This window comes from Streptomyces sp. CNX435 (assembly GCF_059570575.1).
Map to the genome: position 1 here is coordinate 1 of NZ_JCANTA010000030.1, position 26,283 is coordinate 26,283.

The window sequence follows — 26,283 nt, forward strand, 5'->3', positions numbered from 1 at the left end:
CCGCCAGCGGTAGGTTGGAATTTGCCCACGTGTGCAGAGCGCGCGCAATTTCGGCGTCGGACATTGATGCTTTTGGCATGTGTTCTCCTTGGAGTTGGGGTCGGGCTGTGAGGGGGTGTCCCGCTGCCCCTGTCGCCTTGTGGGGTGTCGTCTGTCACTGACGTTTTCTCGACGTTGTTTGCGTCCTTGTTCTGGTTGTTCACTTTGCTACGTTTCGCTGCCCCGCGGCGGAGGTGTGGCCCCCTGCGGGTCGAGTCGCGCTGGGTGCGCCTTGCTGCTGGTGGTGGCTGTGGTGGGGGTAGGGCCCGGGGAGGTGGGCGGTGGCTGCGCCGGTGGTGAGCAGGTTTCCCGTGCCCTGGGGCATGGTGGGGTATGCGGCCTGTGGCTGGGTGCTGGCGCCGGACCGGTCTGCGAAGGCTGAGGGATAGAGGGTGGGTGCCGTCGGCTGACCGCGGGGGTCAAGGCCGAATTTCGCGTGCCTGAAGTCGCGGTGCATGTACCAGGCTTCGGTGTACATGGCGTCGTTCACTCCTGCCCGGCTGAGGGCAGCGATGACGTGGGGGTCGTCGAGGTCGAGCCCCGGGTCGGCCAGGAACTCCGGCGGCTGCGATGTCCCGGGCCAGCCGTCCGTCTGGCCCGACGGGTTCAGGCGCACGACGATCGCACCGAGGTCGGGCGACTGGTCGGCGCCCTCCGGGCGGATGGCGATCCGCACCCCGCGAGGCAGCTCCGGCCAGTCCTGCCGGAGCTGCAAGTATTCCCCATAGATCTTCGCAGCGGCGATCTCCGGCAGATACGAACCCCCCTGCTGCGGCAGGTCCGACCCAGACCCACCAAGCGAAGCACGCACCTGAGCGGGCTGACCGAAGCGAGTATACGCTTTTTTCAGCCTTTCCAGGTCCACTCTGGGAAACAGGTTCGGGTTCTCCAGCACCTCCCTTACCCACTTACCCAGGCTCTCGGCGGTGTATGTCTTTTCCGGATTCCGGCCGACGAATTCCGCTTGATTAAATCCGGATGCAGCCCACGCATTTATTTCGTCCACCCTCTCTTGTGGAGTGCGTTTACGATCGCGTTCATGCGCTTCTTGCAGCTTCTCCCAGTCCGCTCGGGAAAACCAGCTCGGGTTCACCAGCGCCTTATTCACCCATGTACTCAGGCTCTTAGCTGTGTATGACCATTCCGGGTTTTCGCCGTTACGCTGCTTGACGAATTGCGCCTTATTTAAACCGGATGCAGCCCACGCATTTACTTCGCTCACCCATTCTTCCAAGCTGGGTTTACGAGAGCGAGCATGCGCCGCCCGAACCTCCTCCTCGTCCAGGCCGGGAAAACTATCCGGGTCCTTCAGTGCGGCCTCCATCCATTCGCGGAGGGAACTGCGGGGTATCTTGCCCTTTAGGTTCAGAGATTCGTGGAATTCTTCTTGGCGCGTCACGAACGCCGTCATCGGCAGTTTGGAATTTGCCCACGTGTTCAGAGCGCGCACAATTTCGTCTCTGAACCATTCCTCTCTTGGCATGTGTTCTCCTTGGAGTTGGGGTCGGGCTGTGAGGGGGTGCCCTGCCGCCCCTGTTGCCTTGTGGGGTGTCGTCTCTTCTGCTCTGGCGCCCCCTTGGTCAGCGTTGCGGCAGCGGCCACGCGCTCCACACCACGGATCCCGTCGTCGCCGGGTTCAACTCTGTACGTCGGCAGTGTGCGCGGCTTGACGTCCTCGATGTCGGTGACCGGGGAAGGGTGTGTCCATCGACCGGGTGGATCTCTTTCATCCTGAGTAGTTGCAGGTCAGCAGGGTGTGGACGGCTTGGGTGGTGCGGCTGATGCGTCGGGGGGCGGCGTGCTTGCCGCATGGTGTGCCGGGACGTGAGGCGGGTGAAGGCGCGTTCCCCGGGTGCCTGCAGGCAGGTGCGGTCGCGGTGGAGCTGCCGGCAGCGCCCGCCTTCATGGGGGGTGACCGACCGGCCTACGAACTTTCTGGCGCCGCGAAGCCTCAGGCCCGTACGGCACGAGCGGATACCGCACTGAACCGTCGAGCCCGGCCAGCACGGCAACCAGCGCACCGGCTGGGACATGGGGCTTCACCCCGGTTTCCCCAGCCCCGAGTACCGCTGACCGTGCCAGGCAGGCGGCCCGATCGCCAGCCGGCCCGATGAACCGAAGAGGCGGCGGACACGTGGTGCCTTAGCGCAGACTGCGCATCGGTCGGCAGTGCTGCCGTCCATGCCGGAGCACTCTCCCGTCGTGCGACCGGCTGCCCGCCGCGAAGAAAGGCTGATATGACCGTACCGCCGCCTCCTCGGCCAGTCCCGGCCCGTTCCGACACCGGGGAATCCTGGCACACCGCAAGATCCGGCACTTTTGTTTCGGTGAGGGTGGCGCACGGTCCTCAGGGCGTAACCATCGCGCCGTCGCACGCGCCGATCCCGGAGGACGTACCCGAGCCTCCTCCGGGCGCCGTCTCCAGCCTGCACGTCCCGCAAACCGGCCAGAGTTACTCGGCTGCTCGCGTCGACGACATGGGCGGGACCCTTGAAGAGCCCTCCCCGGACAGTAATTCGTGGCAGTTACGCATCCGAAGGTTCATGCTGGCGATTGCAGACCTTGGCCCCACCGCCCTGCAGGGCATCGCTCCCTTCACAGGGGGGGGCGAGCCAGCACGTGACCACTGCCGGCATCGCGGCACAATCCATCAAAGCTTGCTATGAGATCTACGAGCAGGTCATCAACCACAACACAGAAGAGGGCCTCGACAAGACGAAACTGGGGGCGAACGTCGTCAAGCTCGTTTCCGCCGCGCTCAATACGGCGGCTGCCGCGGTCGGGAATCAGAATCCAGCCCTCCAGAAAGCACTCAGCGGCGTCGCGACCGGGCTGGCGTTCGCCGCGTCAACCGCCGAGTTCGTGTACAACACGCTTAAGAGGCTGTTGTCTTTCCGTACTTGATCGCTGACTTTCTGCTGGTCAGGCATGGTGTCGTGGGTTCCGTGGCAGACAGGACACGTCGTGTCGTCGTGGTCGTGGAGGTTCGGGGATGCCGTCGGTGGTCGGGTTGCTGGAGGAGCGGGAACGGGGTGCCCGGCAGCGGGTTGAGGTGTTGCGTGAGGAAGCGGACCGGGTCCTTGCCGAGCTGCGCGACGCGGAGCTGCTCTGGGAACGGTGCGTGACTGCGCGGGAGGTTCTCGTCGAGGTTCTCGCTGGTCCGGGCGGTGATGCTGATGTCGGCAAGACGGCCGTGCCGGTTACGGTGAACACTGCCCCGACCCCGACCCCGACCCCGACCCCGGCGTCGGCGTCGGCGTCGGCGTCGGCGTCGGTGCCGGTGCCGGTGCCGAAGGGCGGGGCGATGCCGGGGTCGGTGGTGCCGGTCAGGGGTGAAGGCGTCGGGGTGTCGTCGTTGTCGCCGGACTACCAGCGGATCGTCCGGGTTCTGGCCGCCTCTCCGGCGGCGTTGGCCTGCGGGGAGATTGTTTCGGCGCTCGGCCTGGAGCGGGTACCGGCGAAGATCGAAGGTGTCCGGTCGAAGGCGGGCCGGATGGCGGAAAGGGGGTGGCTGGTCAAGGACCCGTCAGGGCGGTTCACCCTCGTGCCGGGGCTGCGAGGCGGCGGGTTATGAGCATGGTCATTGACCACAGGATCATCGCCTTGCTGGAGTCACACCGCCGCTCGTAGTCGCGGGCCAGCCGGCGCGAGCGGAGCAGCCGGCCAAAGGTGCGTTCCACTACCCATCGGCGCGGGAGTACGACGAAGCCGGAGGTGTCGTCGCTGCGTTTGATCACGGTGACGACCAGGTGCAGCACGGCCAGGGCCCAGGTGATCAGGGTTCCGGTGTAGCCGCCGTCGGCCCACAGTCTGGTGACCGTGGGGAAGCGCTCGCGCAGGGCGGGCAGCATGTCGGTGGCCGCCTGGCGGTCGGTGACGTCGCCCGCGGTCACGTTGATCATCAGCAGCAGGCCGATCGTGTCGCAGATCAGGTGCCGCCGCCTGCCGTTGATCTTCTTGCCTCCGTCGTAGCCCCGGCTGCCGGCGCCGACGACCGCGTCGGCCTTCACGGACTGCGAGTCGATGACCGCAGCCGTCGGCTCCCCCTCCCGCCCGGCCGCCTCGCGGACCTTCCCGCGCAGCCGGTCGTGGAACTCGGCGATCAGCCCGGTCTCCCGCCATCGGCGGAAGAAGGCGTAGACCCGGTCCCAGGCGGGGAAGTCCACCGGCATCGCCCGCCACTTGATCCCGTTGTCCAGGACGTAGAAGACGGCATCGAGCATCTGGCGGTGACAGTAGCCCTCTGGACGTCCGCCCCGGCCCTCCAGCCACGCCGGCACCGGTAGCAGAGGACGGATCTCCCGCCACTCGGCATCCGTCAGATCCGTGCTGTACGACGGCGCCCGGCCGGGCTGATCGGCTGCGTTCCCGAACCGGTGAGCGAGACAATCGCACGACACAACCGACGAGTTGATATCCCCGCCCTCGACCGCGTACAACATAGACAACAGGGCCTCCGGGTGCGATCGGCGTCTCAGCAACTCCGAACTGCACCAGAGGCCCTGTCCTCATGCACGGACACGACCAGACTCACCCGCCCCGGCAGCCACTTTCGATCACACCGCACTCAAGACCGATAGGACAACGACTTCTGAGAACAAACCGATAGGATGCCGCCATGCGCCGAGCAAAAATCGTCTGCACCCTGGGCCCCGCCGTCGACTCCTTCGAGCAGCTCAAAGCGCTGATCGAGGCCGGCATGTCCGTGGCCCGCTTCAACATGAGCCACGGCACCCAGGCCGAGCACCAGGAGCGCTACGACCGGCTGCGCAAGGCCGCCGAGGAGACCGGGCGGCCCATCGGCGTGCTGGCCGACCTGCAGGGCCCCAAGATCCGGCTGGGGACCTTCGCCGAGGGCCCCGTGGAGCTGCTGCGCGGCGACGAGTTCACCATCACCACCGAGGACGTGCCCGGCGACCGGTCCATCTGCGGCACCACGTACAAGGGCCTGCCCGCGGACGTCTCGCCGGGAGAGCGCATCCTCGTCAACGACGGCGCGGTGGCGCTGGAGGTCCTGGAGGTACGCGGCCCCGAGGTGCGCACGATGGTCATCGAGGGCGGCGTCGTCTCCGACCACAAGGGCATCAACCTGCCGGGGGTGGCGGTGAACGTGCCGGCGCTGTCCGAGAAGGACGTGGACGACCTGCGCTTCGCGCTGCGCATGGGCTGCGACATGGTCGCACTCTCCTTCGTCCGCGACGCCCGCGACGTCGGCGACGTGCACCGGGTGATGGACGAGGCCGGGCGGCGGGTGCCGGTGATCGCCAAGGTGGAGAAGCCGCAGGCGATCGACCACATGGAGGAGATCGTCCTCGCCTTCGACGGCGTGATGGTGGCCCGCGGCGACCTGGCGGTGGAGTACCCGCTGGAGAAGGTGCCGATGGTGCAGAAGCGGCTGATCGAGATGTGCCGCCGCAACGCCAAGCCGGTGATCGTGGCGACCCAGATGATGGAGTCGATGATCAGTTCGTCGCGGCCGACGCGCGCCGAGGCGTCCGACGTCGCGAACGCGATCCTGGACGGTACGGACGCGGTGATGCTGTCGGCGGAGTCGTCGGTCGGCAAGTACCCGATCGAGACGGTCAAGACGATGTCGCGGATCGTCACGGCGGCCGAGGACGAGTTGCTCTCGCGCGGGCTGCAGCCGCTGGTGCCGGGCAGGAAGCCGCGTACGCAGGGCGGTTCGGTGGCCCGGGCCGCGTGCGAGATCGCGGACTTCCTGGGCGCCGAGACGCTCGCGGCGTTCACCCAGTCCGGGGACACCGCGCGGCGGCTGTCGCGCTACCGCGCGTGCCAGCCGATCCTGGCCTTCACCACGCTGGAGAGCACGCGCAACCAGCTCTGTCTGAGCTGGGGCGTGGAGCCGGTGCTCGTGCCGCAGGTGGACAACACCGACGCGATGGTCGACCTGGTGGACGCCGAGCTGCTGAAGATGGGCCGCTTCCACGAGGGCGACACGATGGTCATGACCGCCGGGTCGCCGCCCGGGGTGGCGGGCACCACGAACATGGTGCGCGTGCACCACCTGGGCGGCGAGCGCTGAGCGGAGCCGCCGGCGTCATTCGATGGTGTTCCGCAGGCCCGGCACGGTGAGGGTGCCGCCGAACTGACCGGCCTGGACGACCTGGACGTCGGTGAAGAACGCGAACGGCAGGTCCAGCGGCGGCGGGCTCTCCGGGCTGAACGTCATCGGGATCAGCCCGAAGAGGTTGCCCTTCAGCTCCTCGGTGTACATGGTCACCGTGCCGTCGCGGATCGTGGAGGTGCTGCCCTTGTCGGACCGTACGTGCGAGGTGTTCCTGCCGGGTCCGACGACGGTCTGGTGCAGGTCGCGGATGTCCACCCCGTCGGCCGCGGTGTACTTCAGCACCTTCTTGACCGCACCGCTGTAGGTCCTCACCTCGACGATGCCGTGGTACTTCAGCCCCTTGAGCGTGAGCTTGGTGCTCTCCAGCCGCCAGGGGTCGTCGGGCAGCAGCGGCAGCCCGGGCTCCAGTTCGGCGTTCGCGAGGGCCTCGGGGTCGGCGGTCGGGCAGGGGAAGGGCTTCTTGCCGTCGGCGCCCGTGGCGTCGTCACCGGCACCGGTGTCCGGGGTCTCGTCGGCGGGGTCCTCGGCCGTGTCCCTGACCTTGTCGTCCAGCTCTTCTACGGTGGCGCCGGCCTCGTCGGCGGCGTCGCGGATGGCCTTCTCGGTCTCGTCCTGCGCGTCGCCCGGCGCGGCGCCGGAGCCGGCGTCGCCTTCGGAACCGGCCGCGCCGGAACCTGAGCCGGAGTCGGCGTCACCGGAGCCGTCGGACGGCTCGGGCTCCGGCGCGGGCTCGGCTTCGGGCTCGTCCGGGTCGACGAGGTCGCCCAGCTTGTCGCCGAGGCCCAGCGGGTCGTACCAGGGGTGGGACTCCGACGGCGAAGGACTCGGCTCCGCCTCCCCGGTATCCGCCGCCCCGCCCGCGTCGGACCCGCCGCCGCCGGACGCACCGCCCGACCCCGAACCGGAGCCCGAGCCGTCCGCGTCGCCGTCGTCCGGCCGCTCCGCCGCCGACCCGCCCGCCGTCGCCGACGGACTCGGTGACGGCTCGGCACCCGGCTCCGCCGACTCCCCGTCCCCGGCGGCGCCGGTGTCCGCGCCGTCCGCGGACTCCTCGTCCTTCGGCTCGTCCGACTGCTCCGCGCACGGCCCCGGCCGCCAGCGGTCGGCCGGGTCGTCCTCGGCGATCGCCGGCCGCGGGGTGAGCCCGAGGCCCAGAAAGACCGCGGTGGGCATGGCGGCCAGGGCCATCGCCTTGCCCGCCGGCACCCGGCCGAGCAGCGGCCTGCGCGGGGCCGCGTGCCGCGGCCCCCGGCGTATCGCGCCCGTGTGGTCATCCGGCCGCACGGTGCCTCCCGCCGCCCAGGTCCTCCAGTACGTCCACGCCGTCGTCACCGGCGTCCGCTCTCCTCCCGGACCCCGTCTCCTCCGACGCGTCGTCCGCGGCGTCGGACACGTCGGCGTCCTCCGCCGGCGGCTCTCCCGGAACCCACGAGACGGCCAGCGCGCCCCCGACCAGCGACAGCAGGAAACCCACCAGCAGGCCGCCGAAGTTGGACACCGGTATCGACACCAGCGCCAGCACGATGGAGGCGACGCCCGCGAACACCCGCACGACGCCGTGGAACCACATGGTCAGCCCGAGGGTCACCAACAGCACGCCGATGATCAGGCCGCCGGCCCCCGCCTGCGTGGCCATCTGCAGGCTGAGGTTGCCGAGCTTGATGTTGTAGTACGGCAGCGCGCCGATCGGCACGCCGCCCGCGATGGTCAGCAGGCCCGCCCAGAACGGACGGGAGCCGCGCCAGGCGCGGAATCGCAGCCGCCAGGTGTTCAGGCGGTGCAGCAGGTCCGGCAACTCGGCGCTCATGAATAAAGCTCCCCGGTACGGCGGTGCGGTTCAGTCAGAGGGGCGGCGGCGGGGAGCGGTGAACGCCTCCCCGCCGACCGAGTGCGTGGTCAGAAGCATTCCTTGACGCCCTTGTGCAGCTTCATGCTGAGCCCGCTCAGCTTGAAGGTGCCCGCGCTGGTGGCCCAGGCGGTCTGCTTCACATCGGTGAGGACGGCCTTGTCGGCCTCCTGCGCGAACCCGTTCGGGTTCGCCTTGTCGCCCTTGCCGATGCCCGGCCCCTTGGTGCTGGACCCGGCGGCCACACCGATGTTGATGTTCGTGAACGTCGCGTCGGCGTCGAGCTGCGCAATGTCGATGTAGAGGTTCTTGGCCTCCACCGGCTTGTCGTCGCCCGCCTTCAGCACCAGGCTGATCGAGCCGAGCAGCGGGACGTCGGGCGTGACGACGGACTGGCACATGCCGTTGATCTTCGCGTCCCTGAACGCGGATATCGCGACCGGCCGGGTGGCCTCGTCGCCGTTCAGGTCGTGACCGCTGTCGACGCCCCCGTACTGGACGAAGCCGGTGCCCTCCAGGCGGTCGGCCGTGACCTTGAACTCCTGGCCCGACACGCTGAACGACGCCGCCAGCGCGCCCTGGCTCAGCGCCACGCCGATCGCGGCGGTCGCCGCCAGGCTCGGCACCATGACCACGGCGAACCGCTTCCACCTGGTCCCGCCACGTGCCTGGGACTCCATGCCTTTCCTCCTTCTGGGACGTACGTCCTGAACCCGTGGGCCGGACCTCGGGAGCGAGGGGGATCCGCACGCGCACACGGGCGCGGCTCTGCGGTCCGGGAATGCGGGGCGGACGCGCTACGTCGGACGGGGCGATCACCCCCGGGCGACTGGTTGTCCGGACAGGCTCCGTTCCGCGCACACGCTCCGCGGGAACGGGGAACCCCCCTGTCCGGATGGCGATCGTGGTCCATCGGAAGGGGGGCGCACAAGGGGGTTCGCTACCAACGGGTAACGCGAGGGGGGCGCAGATCCGGCCGTGTTGGCCGGATCCGGCACCCTGGGTTGCCGCTTATCGCGGCCGTACTCCACGAGAAAGCACGACAAAAATGGTCATCGGCCGACGTCATAAGCTACTGCGAGTAACAGCCCTGCCCCCAGTCAATTCTTGGCAAAGCGGCAGGGGCTGTCACTCTGCGTCGAGCGCTGGTCAGAACAGCACGCGGGCCAGCGCCTGCCGCCCCGCCACCACCCGCGGGTCGTCGCCACCCACCACCTCGAACAGCTCCAACAGCCGCACCCGCGCGGCCTGCCGGTCCTCGCCCGCGGTCCGCGCCACCGTGTCGACCAGCCGGCCGAACGCGTCCTCGACGTGCCCGCCCACCAGGTCCAGGTCGGCGACCCGGATCTGCGCCTGCACGTCCGCGGGGTTGTCCGCCGCCTCCTTGCGTACGGCGGCGGGGTCGAGCCCCTCGACGCGCCGCAGCAACTCCGCCTGCGCCAGGCCCAGCTTGGCCTCCACGTTGCCCGGGTCGTCGGACAGCACGTTCTGGTACGCCTGGATCGCGCCGCCGAGGTCGCCCCGGTCCAGCGCGTCCCCGGCCGCGGCCAGCGCGCTGTCGTACGGGCCCGCCGGGTCCTCCGGCGCCTGCCGCTCACCCGCGCCCTCCTCGCCGCCCTCGGCGGCGTCACCGGCGACCGGCTGCCCGACGATGCCGAACTGCTGCTCGGCGACCTTGACCAGCTCGTCCAGCACCTGGCGGATCTGCGGCTCGGGGGCGGCGCCCTGGAACAGCGGGATGGCCTGCCCGCCGACGACGGCGAAGACCGCGGGGATGGACTGGACGCCGAACTGCTGGAAGAGCGCCTGGTTCGCGTCCACGTCGATCTTGGCCAGCACGAACCGGCCGGCGTACTCCTGCGCCAGCCGGTCCAGCAGCGGGCTGAGCTGCTTACACGGCTGGCACCACTCGGCCCAGAAGTCGATGACGACCGGGACCTCGGTGGAGCGCTGCAGGACGTCCTGCTGGAAGCCGGCCTCGTCGACGTCGATGACCAGCGCACCGGCGCCGGGCGCGGGCACCCCGTCACGGGCGGCCTGGGCGCGGGCCGCCTCCGCCTTCTCCTTGGCCTCCGCGGCCGCCTTCACCGCGGCCAGGTCGACCGCTCCGCTCATAGACATGTTGCGTGGCTGCATACGCCCTATCCTCCCCCCTTCGCGCGGTCCCATGAACGGGCGGGCCGCCGTTGGATCGCTGAACCCGCCCGGAAGGGGTCGTCCCGGGCGGATTCGGTGCCGTCACGGGGGCGAGGAGAAGGCGCGCACGTCCGTCCTCGCCGGATGCCCCCGCTCCCCCACGCCCGTACGTTCATGCAGGTCAGAAGGCCGCCGGCTCGGTGTAGACGCCCCACTCCGCGCGCAGCGCGTCGCAGATCTCGCCGAGCGTGGCCTCGGCCCGTACCGCCGCCAGCATCGGCTCGATCATGTTGCCGCCGTCCCGGGCCGCCGTCAGCATGCCGTCCAGCGCGGCGCGCACCCGGGCGTCGTCGCGGGCGTCCTTGCGGGCGCCGAGCGCGCGCACCTGCTCGCGCTCCACCTCGTGGCTGACCCGCAGGATCTCCAGGTCGCCGGTGACGGAGCCGGTGTGGGAGTTGACGCCGACGATCTTCTTGTCACCCTTCTCCAGCGCCCGCTGGTAGCGGAAGGCGGACTCCGCGATCTCGCCGGTGAACCAGCCGTCCTCGATGCCGCGCAGAATGCCGGACGTGATCGGCCCGACGGGGTGCTGCCCGTCGGGGTGGGCGCGCCGGCCGCGCTCGCGGATCTGCTCGAAGATCTTCTCCGCGTCGGCCTCGATCCGGTCGGTGAGCTGCTCGACGTACCAGGAGCCGCCGAGGGGGTCGGCGACGTTGGCCACGCCGGTCTCGTCCATCAGCACCTGCTGGGTGCGCAGCGCGATCTCCGCGGCCCGCTCGCTGGGCAGCGCCAGGGTCTCGTCGAGGGCGTTGGTGTGCAGCGAGTTGGTGCCGCCGAGGACCGCGGCCAGCGCCTCGACTGCGGTGCGCACCACGTTGTTGTACGGCTGCTGGGCGGTCAGCGACACGCCCGCGGTCTGGGTGTGGAAGCGCAGCCACTGCGCCTTCTCGCTGCGAGCGCCGTACACGTCGCGCAGCCAGCGGGCCCAGATGCGGCGGGCGGCGCGGAACTTGGCGATCTCCTCGAAGAAGTCGACGTGGGAGTCGAAGAAGAAGGACAGGCCGGGGGCGAAGGCGTCGACGTCGAGCCCGCGGGACAGGCCCAGCTCCACGTAGCCGAAGCCGTCGGCGAGGGTGTACGCCAGCTCCTGCGCGGCGGTCGAGCCGGCCTCGCGGATGTGGTAGCCGGAGACGGACAGCGGCTTGTACGCCGGGATGTGCGCGGCGCAGTACTCCATCAGGTCGCCGATGAGGCGCAGGTGCGGCTCGGGCTGGAAGAGCCACTCCTTCTGCGCGATGTACTCCTTGAAGATGTCCGTCTGCAGCGTGCCGTTGAGCACGCCGGGGTCCACGCCCTGCCGCTCGGCCGCGACGAGGTACATGCAGAAGACCGGGACGGCCGGGCCGCTGATCGTCATCGAGGTGGTGATGCCGCCCAGCGGGATGCCGCGGAACAGCAGCTCCATGTCGGTGGCGGAGTCGATGGCCACGCCGCAGTGCCCGACCTCGCCCAGCGCGTGCGGGTCGTCGGAGTCGCGGCCCATGAGGGTGGGCATGTCGAACGCGACGGACAGTCCGCCGCCGCCGTGGCCGAGGATGAGCTTGTAGCGCTCGTTGGTCTGCTCGGCGTTGCCGAAGCCGGCGAACTGGCGGATCGTCCACGTACGGCCGCGGTAGCCGGTGGCGTACAGGCCGCGGGTGTACGGGAACTCGCCGGGCCAGCCGATGCGTTCGAAGCCGTCGTAGACGTCCCCGGGGCGCGGGCCGTAGACCGGGTCGACGTCGTCGCCCGAGATCGTGGTGAAGTCCGCGTCGCGCTTGCGGGCCGCGTCGTAACGCGCCTGCCAGCGGCGCCGGCCGTCTTCGATGGCCCTGTTGGCACCAGCGTCCATGCCGTACCGCCTCCCTGTGCGCGCGGATCGCGCGGCGCACTTACTAGGACGTCCTACTAAGCATCGCATGCCCCCGGCGCGCCCGCGCAATCCGCGGCCGGGGCGGGGGTGGTCACGGAGTGTCCGGCGCTGGGTTTACGCTCGGTGTCATGAAGAAGAGCGTCCTCACCCGCTACCGCACGATGGCGTACGTGACCGGCGTGCTCCTGGTCCTGCTCTGTCTCGGCATGATCGGCAAGTACGCCCTGGACGTCTCCGGCGCGGACGGATTCACGCAGGCCGTGGGCATCGCCCACGGCTGGCTGTACATCCTCTACCTGGTGTTCGCCTTCCAGCTCGGCTCCCAGGCGAAGTTCCCCGTCGGCAAGCAGGTCTGGGTGCTGCTCGCCGGCACGGTGCCGACCGCGGCGTTCTTCGTCGAGCGGAAGGTCAGCCGGGAGGTCGAGCCGCTGGTCACCGCCGACGGCAAGCCGGCGGTGGCGGAGGCAGAGGCGTAGACAGAGGCGTGGGCACGGGGCCCGCGCGGGCTACTGCTCGAAGTCGCCGGCGGCTATCCGCAGCGGGCGCAGCATCGCGAAGATGTCCGCGCACTCCTGCTCGTCGTACGCGCTCAGCCCGAAGTCCATCGCCATCAGGTCGCGCGTGGCCCGCTCGACGATCTCGCGGCCCCGGTCCGTGATCGACGCGAGCGTGCCGCGGCCGTCGTCGGGGTTGGGGCGCTTGGCCACGTAGCCGGACTTCACCAGCCGGTCGATGGTGTTCGTCACCGATGTCGGGTGCACCATCAACCGCTCGCCGATCTTGGACATCGGCAGCTCGCCGGCCTTGGAGAAGGTGAGCAGCACCAGTGCCTCGTAGCGGGCGAAGGTCAGCCCGTACGGCTTGACGACGGCGTCGACCTGCCCCAGCAGGATCTGGTGGGCGCGCATCACCGAAGTGATCGCCCCCATGGCGGGAACGGCTCCCCAGCGCTGGCGCCACAGTTCGTCGGCGCGCGCGATGGGATCGAACGACAGGCTCAGCGGCTTCGGCACGTCGCCGACCCTACCCCCCGGTCAATTCGCGGTCAGCCCGGTCTCACGCTTCGGTCGGGTCCGGCGCACCTCCAGGCAGACGAGCAGCGAGCACAGCGTGCCCGTCGTCCCGACGGCGGCGACGGCCAGGTGCACGGGCACGAACTCGGCGACCGCGCCCGCCGCGCCCATGCCCACGCCCTGCAGCGTCATCAGCCCCGCGGTCTGCAGCGTCATCGCCCGGCCGCGCATCTCCTCGGGCACGGCGGCGACGAACCACTGGTCGAGGCCGAGCGAGTAGGAGATGCCGAAGCCGGTCAGCACCAGCAGCGGCAGCGCCCAGCCGAAGGAGGGGTGCGTCACGAAGCCGATCGCCGGGACCGTGCACAGCACCGCCACCGGGAAGACGATCCGCTCCCGGCCGCGCGGGCCGAGCAGCGAGCCGGCGAGGATCTCGCTGGTGACCGCGCCGATCGGCATGCCGGTCATGAGCAGGCCGAGCCCGAGGGCGCCGATGCCCAGTTCGTCGGCGTACGCCGCGGCCAGCGCCTCGGGGGCGACGACGAAGGTCGGCGGGATCCAGGTGAGCAGCATCAGCGCGCGGATGCGGCGGTCGCGCAGGAACGTGCCGGCGGCGGCGAGCGACGCGCCGACGGTGCCCGCACGGCCGGGCGCGCCCCCGGCGCCGGCGGCGGTACGCGCCGGGCGGGCACGGGTGCCGAAGCGCAGCACCAGCGCGGAGCCGAGCATGCCCAGGGCCGTCACCGTCAGCGTGGCGCGCGGGGAGAACGCCGCCAGCAGCCCGCCGAGGGCGAAGCCGACGAGCTGCGCCGCCTGCGCGGTGAGCCGGATGACGGAGCGGCCGAGGACGAACCGGTCGCCGGTGCCGAGGATGTCGGCCAGCGTGGCGATCCGGGTGCCGGTGAAGACCGGCGAGATGACGCCGGCCACGCACCGCAGCGCCAGCAGCGCGGCGACGGGCATCCCCGGGAGCACCATCAGCGCGAAGCAGACGGCGGCGAGCAGGTCGCAGGTCACCAGCACCCGGCGGGCGGGGAGGCGGTCGGCGATGGAGGAGAGCAGGGTGCCACCGACGAGGTACGGCAGCATGCCGACGCCGAGGGTCAGCGCGCTCAGCAGCGGGGAGCCGGTGCGGTCGTAGACGAGGACGGTCAGCGCGATGGCCGCGACGACCTCGCCGAGGATCGACATGACGTGGGCGGCGAAGACGAAGCGGAACTCGCGGACGCGGAAGACGTCGGCGTAGCGGGCGCGCGGGCCGGCGGCGGCGGGGGCGGGTGCGTCGCCCGGTCCGGACGGCAGGGCCGCGGGCACGGGTGCGGCCGTGCCGTCCGGGGCTGTGGTGTCGCTCATCACCGGAACGTGGCCCGCTGTCGGTGCCGGGCCGTAGTCTTTCGGCACCGGCCGAATCACCGGGCCGGCACTTCAGCAAGGGGGTCGCACATGCCGGTGTACATGCGCTTCGGCCCCGACGACCTGCTCCGCTGCCGCTTCGCCGTCTCCCCGGTCTTCGAGACGCACGAGGCGATACGGACACTGCGCCGCACCGCGCGCCACGGCTACCACCGGACGTGGCTCCGCCGGCTCGGCGACGCCGCCGCCGGGCTCGACCTCGAACCGCTGTGGATCTTCATGCCGCACGCCGGGCCCGGGTACACCCCCGACTTCCTCGGCGGCCCGCCGCAGGCGGCGTACACCCCGGTCGCCGACGGTCTGGCCCAGCTGCGCGCCACCGACCCGGCGCTGGCGCACGCCGAGATGTCGTTCTCCCTGGACACCATCCCCGGCGCCGCCGAGTCCCCCCTCGGCCGCAAGCTCCTCGACGACCCGGCCGCCGCGATAGCGCTGCTGGCCGACGTCACGGAGCGGGCCTGGCACACGCTGGTCGAGCCGTTCTGGCCGCGGCTGCACGACCTGCTCCAGGCGGACATCGACTACCGCGCCCGGCAGTTGGCGTCCGCGGGCCTGGAGGAGCTGTTCGCGCTGCTGCACCAGCGCCTGTCGTACGAGGACGGCATGCTGACCGTGACGACGAAGGACCGCTACCGCTACGAGCGCGACCTCGCCGGCGACGGACTGCTGCTGATGCCCAGCGTCTTCGCCTGGCCCGACGTGGTCACCGGCTTCCAGCCGCCCTGGCAGCCCACCGTCATCTACCCCGCCCGCGGCGTCGGCACGCTCTGGGCGGACGACGGCGGCCCGGACGCGGTGCGGCAGGCGCTCGCGCGGCTGCTCGGCGGCGGCCGGGCCGCCGTCCTCACCGCGCTCGACGAGCCGGCCTCCACCTCCGCGCTGGCCCGCCGCCTGGGCCTGGCCCCGTCCTCGGTCTCCGCGCACCTGTCCGTGCTGAAGGCGGCGGGCCTGCTGACCGCCCGGCGCGAGCGCCACCGGGTGCTGTACGAGCGCACGCCGCTCGGCGTCGCCCTGGCGGTGGGCGGCTGACGCCCATCCGGACGCCTCCGGCCCGTGGGCGCCCGCCGCGCGGGCGCGGCGTTCCTGGGGGAAAGTTCCGCTATGTCACGATCGACGGGTTCTGTTCGATCGCCTGCCGCGGGAGAAGTGGATGTCAGCGCGGATCCGTACGCTCGCCGGCGTCCTGCTCCTCGGCGTACTGCTCGGCTGCTCGTCCGGGGACGGGGACGGATCCGGCCCGCGCGGCGGCGGGCCCGCGCACCCGGCCTCGGTGGCGAAGTCGCCGTTCTGGGTGGACCCCGGCTCCCCGGCCGTCCGCCAGGTGCGCGAGTGGCGGCGGCAGGGGCGGGCGGAGGACGCCGAGCTGCTGGAGCGGATCGCGAGCCGCCCGGTCGCCGAGTGGCCCACCGGCGACCACGACCCCGGCGCCGACGTGCGCGCGGCTGTGCGCGGCGCCGTGGCCGCCGGCCGTACCGCCGTGCTCGTGGCGTACAACATCCCGCACCGCGACTGCGGCCAGCACTCCGCGGGCGGCGCCGCCGACGCCGCCGCGTACGAGCGGTGGATCGGCGCCTTCGCCGACAACATCGGCGACGCCGAGGCACTGGTGATCCTGGAGCCGGACGCCGTCCCGCACATCGTGGACGGCTGCACCCCGCCGGAGCTGCACGAGGAGCGCTACGGGCTGATCTCCGGGGCCATCGCCCGGCTCAAGCGGCACCCGGGCGTCAAGGTCTACCTCGACGCCGGGAACTCCGCCTGGATCGAGGACCCCGAGAAGCTGGCCCGCGCGATGTGGCGGGCCGGCGTCGCCGAGGCCGACGGCTTCGCGCTCAACGTCTCCAACTTCCGGCGCACCGACGAACAGCTCGCCTACGGCCGCCGCCTCTCCGGGCTGCTCGACGACGCCCACTTCGTCATCGACACCAGCCGCAACGGCAACGGACCGCTGAACGGCGCGCCCGACGACGTGTGGTGCAACCCGCCGGGGCGGGCGCTCGGCGAGCCGCCGACGACGCGGACGGGCGACGAGCTGGCCGACGCCTTCCTGTGGGTCAAGCGCCCCGGCGAGTCGGACGGGCCGTGCCGCGGCGGGCCCAAGGCCGGCGCGTGGTGGCCGGACTACGCCCTGGGCCTGGCCCGCCGCGCGAGCTGAGCCCCGTCGCGTACGGGCAGGCCCACATCCCGTACGCGCCGCGGCACCGCCCCGGTACGCCGGCGGGGCCGAGGGGCGGCGGCCCCGCCGGCGGGCTTGTCACGGCACGTGCACCCACTTCGCCTCGGACGGCACGCCCCTGCCGTCGGCGACGAAGAGCATGTACCAGCCCGGCGGCACCAGCGCCGGGTCCTCCGGCACGGTCACCGTCACCCTCCCGTCGCCCTTCCGCACGTCCAGCTGGATCGAGCGCTGCTCGACGTCCGTGACGTGGGTGACGGAACCCGGCCGCATCAGCCGCGCCTTCACCACCCGCTCGGCCCCCTCGACCTCGTACGTCGCCTCCTTGCCGCGCCCCGGCGCCTTCGGCCCCGCGCCGATCGTCAGCCGCTCCCCGTCGTCGCCCCGGTGCAGGTACGGCGGCGAGAAGACCTCGATGCGCTGCTCGAAGGTGCCCGGCCGGGTGTTGGCCTTGTCGCCGAAGAGCGAGTCGGAGCCGAAGGTGGCGACCCGGCCGTCGGGCAGCAGCACGGCCTCGGAGTGGTAGTTGCGGCCCACCGACGGATCGGCGGCGGGGGTGAACGAGTTGGTGCGAGGGTCGTAGAACTGGGCCTTCTTGATGTCGCTGGCGCCGCGCCCGCGGTAGTCCGCCGAACCGCCGGTGGTGAAGACCAAGTCGTCCGGCAAGATGACGCTGTTGAGGTAGCGGGTGCCCTGCGGCAGCGCGGGGCCGTCCTCGTACGCCGGCGCGTCCTTCGTCAGGTCGATGACGGCGGTGCGCGGCGTCGACTTCGCCGACTCCCCTACCCCGCCGCCGCCAAGCACCATGACCTTCTGGTCCTGGGCGGGCGGCAGCAGCAGCGAGCCGGCGGTCTCCAGCTGGTCGGGGTCGGTCAGGCCGGGCACGGTGGTGAAGGAGTTGTCGTCGAGGTCCCAGATACCGGGCCTGCGGCCGCGGTCGGCCGGGCCGTAGCCGGCGTTGGCACCGGAGTAGAAGAGCTTGCCGCCCTTGGTGAGGAAGAGCGCCGGGTACGTCGGGAAGTAGCGGTCCGGCGCCGTGGACCACTTCTTGGTCTCCGGGTCGTAGATCTCGTTGTCGCCGTAGAGGATCTCACCGGACTCGTCGAGGCCGGAGACCGAGAGGACCTTGCCGTCGGGCAGCGTCACGAGCGTCGGGTACCAGCGGGCGTTGTCCATCGGGTCGACGCGGACGTAGCGCTCCTTCACCGGGTCGAACTCGAAGGTGTCCTTGATCCCCTGGAAGTCCTGCTTCTCCATGGTGAGCTTCTGCGCCAGGCCGTAGACGTTGTCCGCGGCCCTGCCCGTCAGGCCCTCGACGGTGTACTGCGCCTGCCGGTCCTGGACGTAGCCGCGGCCGTCCGCCTCCGCCTCGACGAAGACGTTGGCCTCGGCGGCGGTGACGACCGCCTTGCCGCGCTTGGGCGTCTTCTTCCGCGCGGCCGGGACGGTGGCCTTGGCGGTGGTGCGGTAGACGAGGCCGGAGGGGGATATGAAGCCGGTGCCCTTCTTGAGGGTCACCGGCTTGTCCGGGTTCTCGTTCTTCACCAGCATCCGGCCGCCGGCGCGCTCGATGTCGCCGTCGAGCAGCTCGTAGCGCGCGGTGCCGCCGGCGACCAGCAGCCGGCCGTCGGCGAGTTGGGTGTGGCCGGCGCAGAACAGGTCGGCGGGGGTGGGGATCTCCTCGTAGCTGTTCTTCTCCGGGTCCCACAGGATGGTGCGGAACGTACCCGCGTCGAACTGCTTCTCGTCGTTGCCGGAGCCGGCGATGAGCAGCACCTTGCCGGTGTGCAGCAGCGTGGCGTGGATCGCGTTGAGGCGGTACGAGTCCGGGGTGTCCTGCAGCTGCCAGGAGCCGTACTTCGCCGTGTACTCGGGCCGGGATATTCGGTACTGGTGGTACTGCTTCTCGGCGAAGCCTATGGCCGCGGGGGCGTTGAGCCCCGCCAGCAGCACGACCACGCCCGTGCCCATCGCCGTCTTCTTGAACCGCTTGAACCGCTTGCCGGGCCGGTTCCCCATGGATCAGCTCCCGCTCGTCGTCGCCGGACTCGTCGCCGTGGTGGCCGGGGCGGCGGCGCCGGCCGGGGCCGCGGTGGCCCCGGTGGCCGCCGGCGCGGGCCGGGCCGCGCTCGCGCCCTCGGCCACCCCGGCCGGCTTCCACAGCCTCGCCAGCGCCCTGGCCCGGCCGCGTACGGCAGCGGCGGCGGCCACGGCCTCCCGGCGCCGCGCGTCCTCGCGGCGGTGCGTACGGCGCAGCCGCCACGCGGACCCGACCCAGATCGCGGCCGGCGCGAGCGCGAGGCACACCCCGAGCACCGTCCAGGTGCGCATCGCGACGTGCGTGTGGCCCAGGACGAGAGACGCCAGGAACGACGCCGCGAGCAGCCCCGCCCAGAACAGGTGGATGCGGAACGTCGCCGCCCGGTCGGGGCTCGCGTCGCCGCCCTTGGGCGTCACCACGAACCGGCACGGCCGGCGCAGCACCGCCGCCCTGAAGGAGGTGAAGTAGATCGGCGCCGACATCGCCGACATCAGCATCCCGGCCAGGCCGCCGGAGCCCTCGGGCTCGTGCGGCGACACGTTGTGCCGCCGGTTCCACAGGTACAGGCCGATCTGCAGGGCGGCGGCGTCGCTGTAGAGCATCAGCCAGATCGAGGCCGGTACCTGGGTGCCGGAGGAGCCGAGCCAGAGGAAGAGGGTGCAGCTGAGCGCGCCGAGGAACCAGGTGACCGCGGTCATCGGGTAGTAGACGAGCATCAGCGAGTAGTTGAGGAGCCGCCGGATCGGAAAGCGCCCCTTGCCGCGCCCGTACTGGCGGATGAGCGTCTCGTACGTGCCGCGCGACCAGCGCAGCTGCTGGGTGAAGAAGTCGGTCCAGGAGGTGGGCCCCTCGCCGACGGCCAGCACGTCCGGGGTGTAGACCGACGACCAGTGCCGGCCGGTGGCCGGATTGCGGGTGCGGTGCAGCTCGAAGCCGGTGGCCATGTCCTCGGTGATCGAGTCGTACAGCCCGCCGATCTGCTGGAGCGCGGCGATGCGCACGGCGTTGTTGGTGCCGACGAACATCGGCGAGCCGTAGGCGTTGCCGGCGCGCTGGATCAGCGCGTGGAAGAGGTACTGCTGGCTCTCCGCGAACTTGGTGACGGCCGTGTCGTAGTTGCCGTACACCTGCGGGCCGACGACGAAGGCGACGTCGGGGTCGCGGAAGTAGCCGAGCATCCGCTCCAGGTAGTTCGGCAGCGGCACGTGGTCGGTGTCGACGGAGGCGAAGAAGTCGTAGGAGTCGCCGTACGCCTCCAGCCAGGCGTTGTAGTTGCCGTGCTTGGTCTTCGCGCGGTTCGGGCCCTCCGCGGCGTTCCAGCGCGGCACGCCCTTGCGGCTGAAGTGCCGTACGCCCAGCTCCGCGCAGAGCGCCCGGGCCTCGGGGGCGTCGCCCTCGTCGAGCAGCCAGACGTCCAGCGGCCCGTCGTGCCGCAGCGCCACCGCGCCGGTGAGCGTGGCGCGCACCATGGCTATGGGCTCCTTGCCCGGCACGTACGTGGTGAGGAACGCGACCCGGGTCCCGGGCTCGGCGGTGACCGGGACCGGATCCCGGGCGACCAGCGTGGCGTGGGCGATGGAGACGACGTTGACCAACCGGAACGTCTCGATCAGCCCGATCGATATGAGCATGACCGCGTCGGCGGTGAGCAGCCAGGGCGGGGCGCCGGTGCGCTCGGTCCAGTGCGAGGGCCAGACCAGGTAGAGCAGCAGGGCGCCGGACAGCAGCGGCGCGAGCCCCATCAGCAGGACCGCCCGGACGCGGTGCGGCTCGCGGGAGAGCAGGCGCGTGTAGCGCACGCGGTAGGGCCGGGACGGACCGGGATCCGTCAGCGGCCCCGCGAGGCGGCTGAACTTCTCGTAGTCATAGCCTTCCGGCCGCACGATCCCTCCGCAGATACGACAACGCCGATATATCCCACCAAAGGCGGAAATTGACTGCGTGTCGAACCGGAGAGGGCCGTGCGGGGGGTTCCGGCCCGCGAAAGGACCGGCCGGGCCGGCGGGCGGCGGTCAGGCGCCGACGACGCCCTCCCGGCCGGCGCGCTCGGCGGTGATCCCGGCCGCCACCTCGCGGCGCAGCATGCGCTCGGCGACGAAGCCGCCGGCGGGCAGCACGGCGAGGACGAAGTAGAGCGCCGCACGCTTGACCGGCCAGCGGGTGCGGTTCCAGGAGTCGGCGAGGAAGAGCACGTACCCGATGAAGAGGAGCCCGTGGATCATGCCCATCACCGGCACCGCGTCGAAGTCCGTCGTCCGCTTGAGCACGGAGCACAGGAGCAGCAGCAGGAACGAGACCGCCTCGGGCACGGAGATCAGCCGGAGCCGGCGGAGGGCGGATGCGGTTTCGATGTCCACGGGGCGCATGGGAACAGCCTTCGGATCGTCCGGGAACCGGGGGGATCTCCCCGGGCAAACTGGACCCCATTGTGTCAGCCGCCCATACCCGGCCTTCCGGGAGGGGCGGCCGAGCGACTAGCGTCGGCCCGTGGCTCAGTTTCGACTACAAGGCAGCAAGGTGCTGGCCGTGGACATGGCCGGCGACGCGGTGAAGGCCAAGAACGGCTCGATGGTCGCCTACGACGGCCAGATGGCGTTCAAGAAGCTCACGGGGGGCGGCGAGGGTATACGGGGGATGGTGACACGCCGGCTGACCGGCGAGCAGATGGAGCTGATGGAGGTGAAGGGGCAGGGCACCTGCTACTTCGCCGACCGGGCCAGCGTGATCAACCTGGTCGGCCTACAGGCCGACAAGCTGTACGTGGAGTCCAGCAACCTGCTGGCGACCGACGGCGGGCTGAAGACGGGGACGAGCTTCACCGGGATGCGCGGCGCGAGCACCGGCACCGGGCTGTTCACCACGACCGTGGAGGGCACCGGCCAGGCGGCGATCATGTCCGACGGGCCCGCGGTGGTCCTGCGGGTCTCGCCGCACATGCCGCTGGTCGTCGACCCGGGCGCGTACGTCGCGCACACGGGCCGGGTCCAGCAGCACTTCCAGTCCGGCGCGACGTTCCGCACCCTGATAGGCGAGGGCGGCGGCGAGGCGTTCCAGATCCGCTTCGAGGGCGACGGGCTGGTCTACGTACAGCCCAGCGAGCGCAACACGGTGGGGGGTGCGGTGTGATGCCGTTTCGCATGCTCAATTCGAAGATCGCCGAGGCGCAGGTGACGCCCGGCCAGACGATGTACAGCCAGCGGGGGGCGATGCTCGCCTACACCGGGCAGGTCAGCTTCACGCCCAACATCCAGGGCGGCCAGGGCGGGCTGACGTCGATGATCGGCCGCCGGGTGGCGAACGAGGCGACGCCGCTGATGACCGTCGAGGGCTCGGGCACCGTGATGTTCGGGCACGGCGGCCACGAGGTGCACGTCGTCGAGATGACCGGCGACACCCTCTACGTGGAGGCGGACCGGCTGCTGGCCTTCGACGGCTCACTGCAGCAGGGCACGATGTTCATGGGCTCGCAGGGCGGCGTCATGGGCATGGTCCGCGGCCAGGTCACCGGCCAGGGCCTGTTCACCACCACCCTCGCCGGGCACGGCGCGGTGGCGGTGATGGCCCACGGCGGGGTGCTGGAGCTGCCGATCACCCCGCAGCGGCCGGTGCACGTCGACCCGCAGGCGTACGTGGCGCACCGCGGCCAGGTGCAGAACAAGCTCTCCACCGCGCTCGGCTGGCGCGACATGGTGGGGCGCGGCTCCGGCGAGGCGTTCCAGCTGGAGCTGTCGGGCAACGGCACGGTGTACGTGCAGGCATCGGAGGAGAAGCTTTGACCGCCGGACCCGTCGTCCACGACGCCCAGACGCTGCCGCAGAACGACAACGTCCACCCGTACGCCTTCAGCGTGGCGCTGAACGGCCAGTGGTTCGTGCAGAAGGGGAAGATGATCGCCTACTACGGGCAGATCTCCTTCAACGGCGTCGGCCACGGGGCGTTCGAGGGCCTCGTCGCCGGCAGTTTCCACTCGCCGCTGCACGCCGCGGACTGGGTGGTGGCGCAGGGCAGCGGCATGATGCTGCTCGCGGACCGGGCGTTCGACGTCAACTCCTACGACCTGGACGACGGCAATCTCACGATCCGCTCCGGGAACCTGCTGGCCTTCGAACCGGGGCTGGAGCTGAAGCAGTCGATCGTGCCGGGCTTCCTGACGCTGATCGGCACCGGCAAGTTCGTCGCCGTCTCCAACGGCGCCGTCGTCTTCGTCGAGCCGCCGATCCGGGTCGACCCGCAGGCGCTGGTGGGCTGGGCCGACTGCCCCTCGCCGTGCCACCACTACGACCACGGCTACATGCGGGGCCTCCTCGGCGGGATCCGTGCCATGACCGGCATCGGCGGCGCATCCGGCGAGGAGCACCAGTTCCAGTTCACCGGGGCCGGGCAGGTGCTGCTGCAGTCGACAGAGACGATGCAGGCCGGGCTGGCGACGGGTGCCGTGCCGCATCAGCAGGGCGTGCCGGGCGGGGTCGGCCAGGCGGGTCCCCCGGGGTTCGGCAGGTAGCGGTTCGCGTACGGGGTACGGGCCGGGCCCCCGGTCCGTACCCCGTATGCCGTACGTTCTCAGCCCCCGGTGAGCCCTTCCAGCAGTTCGTCCGCGGCGGCGTACGGGTCCAGCTCCCCCGCCGTGATCCGCTCCGCGAGCGCCGACAGCCGGCGGTCGCCGTGCAAGTCGGCCATGCGCTCGCGCAGCGCGGTCACCGCGATCGTCTCGACCTCCGCGGCTGCCCGCCGCAGCCGCCGCTCGCCGAGCACGCCGTGCTCCTCCATCCAGGCCCGGTGCTTCTCCAGCGCCTCGACGACGTCGTCGGTGCCCTCGTCGCGGGCGGCGACGGTCTTGACGATGGGCGGGCGCCAGTCGCCCGGGGCGCGGGCCTCGCCGAGGCCGAGCATGTGGTTGAGCTCGCGGGCGGTGGCGTCCGCGCCGTCGCGGTCGGCCTTGTTGACCACGTACACGTCGCCGATCTCCAGGATCCCGGCCTTGGCCGCCTGGATGCCGTCACCCATGCCGGGCGCCAGCAGCACCACGCAGGTGTCGGCCTGCCCGGCGACGTCCACCTCCGACTGCCCGACGCCGACGGTCTCCACCAGCACCACGTCGCAGCCGGCGGCGCCCAGCACGCGGATTGCCTGCGGCGCGGACCAGGCCAGCCCGCCGAGGTGGCCGCGGGTGGCCATGGAGCGGATGTAGACGCCGGGGTCGGTGGCGTGCTCGCCCATCCGCACCCGGTCGCCGAGCAGCGCCCCGCCGGAGAACGGCGAGGAGGGGTCGACGGCCAGCACCCCGACCCGCTTGCCGCGCTTGCGGTACGCGCTGACCAGGGCGGAGGTGGACGTGGACTTGCCGACGCCGGGCGAGCCGGTGAGCCCTACGACGTAGGCCCGGCCGGCCAGCGGGGCGAGGGCGGCCATCACCTCGCGCAGCTGCGGCGACGCGCCCTCGACCAGGGTGATGAGCCGGGCGACGGCCCGCGGGGCGCCCTCGCGGGCGGCGGCCACGAGCGCGGCTACGTCGACGGGTGGCATGTGTGCTCGCTCCTTGCGTCCGTACGGTTGTTCCCCTACCCCGCCCTTACCCCAACCCGGGGCTGCGCCCCGGCCCCCGCGCGCCTACGGCGCAAACCCCGGGGGGCTGCCGCCCCCGAACCCCGCAGGACTCCGCCCCGAACCCCACGCGCCCCCGGCACAAACCCCGCGGGCCGCCGCCCCCGAACCCCCCGCAGCACTCCGCCCCGAACCCCACGCGCCCCCGGCACAAACCCCGAAGGCCGCCACCCCGAACCCCCGCAGCACTCCGCGTTGCGGGGGTCGGGCCAGCCGGTCTCATCCCCGGGCCACGCGGAGCACCAGCGCGTCGCCCTGGCCGCCGCCCCCGCACAGGGCGGCCGCGCCGACGCCGCCGCCGCGGCGGCGCAGTTCGAGGGCGAGGTGCAGGACGAGCCGGGCGCCGGACATCCCGATCGGGTGACCGAGCGCGATGGCGCCGCCGTTGACGTTCACCTTTTCGGGGGTGACGCCGAGGTCCTTCATCGACTGCACGGCGACCGCGGCGAAGGCTTCGTTGATCTCGATGAGGTCGAGGTCGCCGACGTCGCTGCCCTCCTTCTTCAGCGCGTGCAGGATGGCGTTCGAGGGCTGCGACTGCAGCGAGTTGTCGGGCCCCGCCACGTTCCCGTGCGCGCCGATCTCGGCCAGCCAGGGCAGCCCCAGCTCCTCGGCCTTGGTCCGGCTCATGACGACCACGGCGGCGGCGCCGTCGGAGATCTGCGAGGCGGTGCCGGCGGTGATCGTGCCGTCGGGCGAGAACGCGGGGCGCAGCTTCGCCAGCCCTTCGGCGGTGGTGTCCGGGCGGATGCCCTCGTCGGTGTCGACGACCACGGGGTCGCCCTTGCGCCCGGGGATCTCGACCGGGGTGATCTCTTCGGCGAAGACGCCGCGCCGCTGCGCGGCGGCGGCCCGCTGGTGGGAGGCGGCGGCGAAGGCGTCCTGCGGCTCGCGGGCGATGCCGAGGCGGGTGTTGTGCTTCTCGGTGGACTCGCCCATGGCGATGCCCTCGAAGGAGTCGGTGAGCCCGTCGTGCGCCATGGAGTCCAGCATCTGCAGTGCGCCGTACTTCACGCCCTCGCGGGACTTCGGCAGCACGTGCGGGGCGTTGGTCATGGACTCCTGGCCGCCGGCGACGACGACGTCGAACTCGCCGGCGCGGATGAGCTGGTCGGCCAGCGCGATGGCGTCGAGGCCGGAGAGGCAGACCTTGTTGACGGTGAGCGCGGGCACGCTCATCGGGATGCCGGCCCGCACCGCGGCCTGCCGTGCCGGGATCTGGCCCGCGCCCGCCTGGAGCACCTGCCCCATGATCACGTACTCGACCTGGTCGGCGCCGACGCCCGCACGCGCCAGCGCCGCCTTGATGGCGAAGCCGCCCAGGTCCGCACCGGAGAACGGCTTGAGGGAGCCGAGGAGGCGCCCCATCGGGGTACGGGCACCCGCGACGATCACGGACGTGGTGCCTGAAGTGCCACTGCCAGTCATGCGGTCCCCTTCGGGGAGAAGTGAATGAGGGTTAACTTCAGCGTACTGAGCGGTACGCGTCCGGGTCACGGTTCGTTCGGTGTGACCGTGCGCACGTTGCGTAACCTCCCGGGCGGCGGTGGAGACTGTGCGCATGCTGACACGCATCGACCACATCGGAATCGCCTGCCATGACCTCGACGCAACAGTCGAGTTCTACCGCGCCACCTACGGCTTCGAGGTGTTCCACACCGAGGTCAACGAGGAGCAGGGTGTCCGCGAGGCCATGCTGAAGATCAACGAGACGTCCGACGGCGGCGCCTCGTACCTGCAACTGCTCGAACCCGTCCGCGAGGACTCGCCCGTCGGCAAGTGGCTGGCGAAGAACGGGGAGGGCGTCCACCACATCGCCTTCGGCACCGCGGATGTCGACGGCGACGCCGCCGACATCCGTGACAAGGGCGTACGCGTCCTCTACGACGAGCCGCGGCGCGGTTCGATGGGCTCGCGGATCACTTTCCTGCACCCCAAGGACTGCCACGGCGTACTGACAGAACTGGTCACTTCCGCATCGGCCTCGGGCGCGCACTGACCTTTGATTCCCATGGCCG

Annotated in this window: 24 protein-coding genes; 10 read left to right on the forward strand and 14 right to left on the reverse strand. The window is 71.3% G+C overall.

Annotation, left to right across the window (positions count from 1 at the left end; translation table 11 throughout):
* Positions 1-199: 199 nt before the first annotated feature.
* Positions 200-1,522 carry a hypothetical protein gene (locus tag T328_RS32125; RefSeq protein WP_496499761.1) on the reverse strand — a complete coding sequence of 441 codons (1,323 nt, stop codon included), beginning with the start codon at positions 1,520-1,522 and terminating at the stop codon, positions 200-202.
* A gap of 1,136 nt (positions 1,523-2,658) precedes the next feature.
* Between T328_RS32125 and T328_RS32130 the strand changes: the two genes are divergently transcribed.
* Together T328_RS32130 and T328_RS32135 are read left to right on the forward strand one after the other, a co-directional pair.
* Positions 2,659-2,943: a hypothetical protein gene (locus tag T328_RS32130; RefSeq protein WP_496499762.1), complete on the forward strand. Its 285-nt coding sequence runs from the start codon at positions 2,659-2,661 to the stop codon at positions 2,941-2,943.
* An 88-nt stretch (positions 2,944-3,031) separates the two neighbouring features.
* Positions 3,032-3,613 carry a hypothetical protein gene (locus tag T328_RS32135; RefSeq protein ID WP_496499763.1) on the forward strand — a complete coding sequence of 194 codons (582 nt, stop codon included), beginning with the start codon at positions 3,032-3,034 and terminating at the stop codon, positions 3,611-3,613.
* On the opposite strand, the gene T328_RS32140 is transcribed toward T328_RS32135, so the two are convergent.
* Positions 3,576-4,439, reverse strand: coding sequence for an IS5 family transposase (locus T328_RS32140; RefSeq protein WP_496499828.1), 864 nt, complete (start codon positions 4,437-4,439; stop codon positions 3,576-3,578). The genes T328_RS32135 and T328_RS32140 overlap by 38 nt on opposite strands.
* Positions 4,440-4,657: 218 nt before the next feature.
* Here T328_RS32140 and pyk point away from each other — a divergent pair, with 218 nt between their 5' ends.
* Positions 4,658-6,082, forward strand: coding sequence for a pyruvate kinase (gene pyk / locus T328_RS32145; RefSeq protein WP_496499764.1), 1,425 nt, complete (start codon positions 4,658-4,660; stop codon positions 6,080-6,082).
* A 15-nt stretch (positions 6,083-6,097) separates the two neighbouring features.
* On the opposite strand, the gene T328_RS32150 is transcribed toward pyk, so the two are convergent.
* The 5 genes from T328_RS32150 to icmA form a co-directional block, all read right to left on the reverse strand.
* A complete protein-coding gene (locus T328_RS32150) occupies positions 6,098-7,411 on the reverse strand; it encodes a hypothetical protein (RefSeq protein WP_496499765.1) in 1,314 nt (437 codons plus the stop codon).
* Positions 7,398-7,934, reverse strand: coding sequence for a DUF6114 domain-containing protein (locus T328_RS32155; protein WP_496499766.1), 537 nt, complete (start codon positions 7,932-7,934; stop codon positions 7,398-7,400). The genes T328_RS32150 and T328_RS32155 overlap by 14 nt, the downstream gene beginning before the upstream one ends.
* An 89-nt stretch (positions 7,935-8,023) precedes the next feature.
* A complete protein-coding gene (locus T328_RS32160; protein WP_496499767.1) occupies positions 8,024-8,653 on the reverse strand; it encodes a DUF6230 family protein in 630 nt (209 codons plus the stop codon).
* 469 nt (positions 8,654-9,122) lie between these two features.
* On the reverse strand, positions 9,123-10,109 hold the full coding sequence (locus T328_RS32165; RefSeq protein ID WP_496499768.1) for a tetratricopeptide repeat protein: 987 nt from the start codon (positions 10,107-10,109) through the stop codon (positions 9,123-9,125).
* A gap of 181 nt (positions 10,110-10,290) precedes the next feature.
* Positions 10,291-12,000: a coenzyme B12-dependent isobutyryl-CoA mutase large subunit gene (gene icmA, locus T328_RS32170; RefSeq protein ID WP_496499769.1), complete on the reverse strand. Its 1,710-nt coding sequence runs from the start codon at positions 11,998-12,000 to the stop codon at positions 10,291-10,293.
* Between the two features lie 149 nt (positions 12,001-12,149).
* On the opposite strand from icmA, the gene T328_RS32175 reads away from it, so the two are divergent.
* Positions 12,150-12,497 (forward strand): DUF3817 domain-containing protein, encoded by a 348-nt coding sequence (locus T328_RS32175; RefSeq protein ID WP_496499770.1) that lies wholly within the window; start codon positions 12,150-12,152, stop codon positions 12,495-12,497.
* A 30-nt stretch (positions 12,498-12,527) separates the two neighbouring features.
* Here T328_RS32175 and T328_RS32180 read toward each other — a convergent pair whose 3' ends face one another.
* A complete protein-coding gene (locus tag T328_RS32180) occupies positions 12,528-13,034 on the reverse strand; it encodes a MarR family winged helix-turn-helix transcriptional regulator (protein WP_496499771.1) in 507 nt (168 codons plus the stop codon).
* 21 nt (positions 13,035-13,055) lie between these two features.
* The gene (locus T328_RS32185; RefSeq protein ID WP_496499772.1) at positions 13,056-14,387 is read right to left on the reverse strand and encodes an MFS transporter; all 1,332 of its coding nucleotides are present in this window, start codon (positions 14,385-14,387) and stop codon (positions 13,056-13,058) included.
* Between the two features lie 90 nt (positions 14,388-14,477).
* Here T328_RS32185 and T328_RS32190 point away from each other — a divergent pair, with 90 nt between their 5' ends.
* A complete protein-coding gene (locus T328_RS32190) occupies positions 14,478-15,476 on the forward strand; it encodes an ArsR/SmtB family transcription factor (protein WP_496499773.1) in 999 nt (332 codons plus the stop codon).
* Between the two features lie 121 nt (positions 15,477-15,597).
* Entirely contained in the window at positions 15,598-16,602 is a 1,005-nt protein-coding gene (locus tag T328_RS32195) for a glycoside hydrolase family 6 protein (RefSeq protein ID WP_496499774.1), read from the forward strand.
* Positions 16,603-16,701: 99 nt separating this feature from the next.
* On the opposite strand, the gene glxA is transcribed toward T328_RS32195, so the two are convergent.
* From glxA to T328_RS32210, 3 genes are all read right to left on the reverse strand, one after another.
* The gene (gene glxA, locus T328_RS32200; protein ID WP_496499775.1) at positions 16,702-18,642 is read right to left on the reverse strand and encodes a radical copper oxidase GlxA; all 1,941 of its coding nucleotides are present in this window, start codon (positions 18,640-18,642) and stop codon (positions 16,702-16,704) included.
* 3 nt (positions 18,643-18,645) lie between these two features.
* Positions 18,646-20,547 (reverse strand): glycosyltransferase family 2 protein, encoded by a 1,902-nt coding sequence (locus tag T328_RS32205; RefSeq protein WP_496499776.1) that lies wholly within the window; start codon positions 20,545-20,547, stop codon positions 18,646-18,648.
* A 129-nt stretch (positions 20,548-20,676) separates the two neighbouring features.
* Complete coding sequence (locus T328_RS32210) at positions 20,677-21,021, reverse strand: DUF3817 domain-containing protein (RefSeq protein WP_496499777.1); 345 nt, start codon at positions 21,019-21,021, stop codon at positions 20,677-20,679.
* Positions 21,022-21,151: 130 nt separating this feature from the next.
* Between T328_RS32210 and T328_RS32215 the strand changes: the two genes are divergently transcribed.
* Genes T328_RS32215 through T328_RS32225 form a run of 3 tightly spaced genes read left to right on the forward strand, consistent with a single transcriptional unit; the run spans position 21,152 to position 23,165 of the window.
* Positions 21,152-21,790, forward strand: coding sequence for an AIM24 family protein (locus T328_RS32215; protein WP_496499778.1), 639 nt, complete (start codon positions 21,152-21,154; stop codon positions 21,788-21,790).
* Positions 21,790-22,440: an AIM24 family protein gene (locus tag T328_RS32220; protein ID WP_496499779.1), complete on the forward strand. Its 651-nt coding sequence runs from the start codon at positions 21,790-21,792 to the stop codon at positions 22,438-22,440. The genes T328_RS32215 and T328_RS32220 overlap by 1 nt, the downstream gene beginning before the upstream one ends.
* On the forward strand, positions 22,437-23,165 hold the full coding sequence (locus T328_RS32225) for an AIM24 family protein (protein ID WP_496499780.1): 729 nt from the start codon (positions 22,437-22,439) through the stop codon (positions 23,163-23,165). The genes T328_RS32220 and T328_RS32225 overlap by 4 nt, the downstream gene beginning before the upstream one ends.
* A gap of 59 nt (positions 23,166-23,224) precedes the next feature.
* On the opposite strand, the gene meaB is transcribed toward T328_RS32225, so the two are convergent.
* Both meaB and T328_RS32235 read right to left on the reverse strand, forming a co-directional pair.
* The gene (gene meaB, locus T328_RS32230; protein ID WP_496499781.1) at positions 23,225-24,187 is read right to left on the reverse strand and encodes a methylmalonyl Co-A mutase-associated GTPase MeaB; all 963 of its coding nucleotides are present in this window, start codon (positions 24,185-24,187) and stop codon (positions 23,225-23,227) included.
* A 297-nt stretch (positions 24,188-24,484) separates the two neighbouring features.
* A complete protein-coding gene (locus tag T328_RS32235) occupies positions 24,485-25,693 on the reverse strand; it encodes an acetyl-CoA C-acetyltransferase (RefSeq protein WP_496499782.1) in 1,209 nt (402 codons plus the stop codon).
* A gap of 133 nt (positions 25,694-25,826) precedes the next feature.
* Between T328_RS32235 and mce the strand changes: the two genes are divergently transcribed.
* Entirely contained in the window at positions 25,827-26,264 is a 438-nt protein-coding gene (gene mce, locus T328_RS32240; RefSeq protein ID WP_496499783.1) for a methylmalonyl-CoA epimerase, read from the forward strand.
* Positions 26,265-26,283 lie beyond the last annotated feature (19 nt).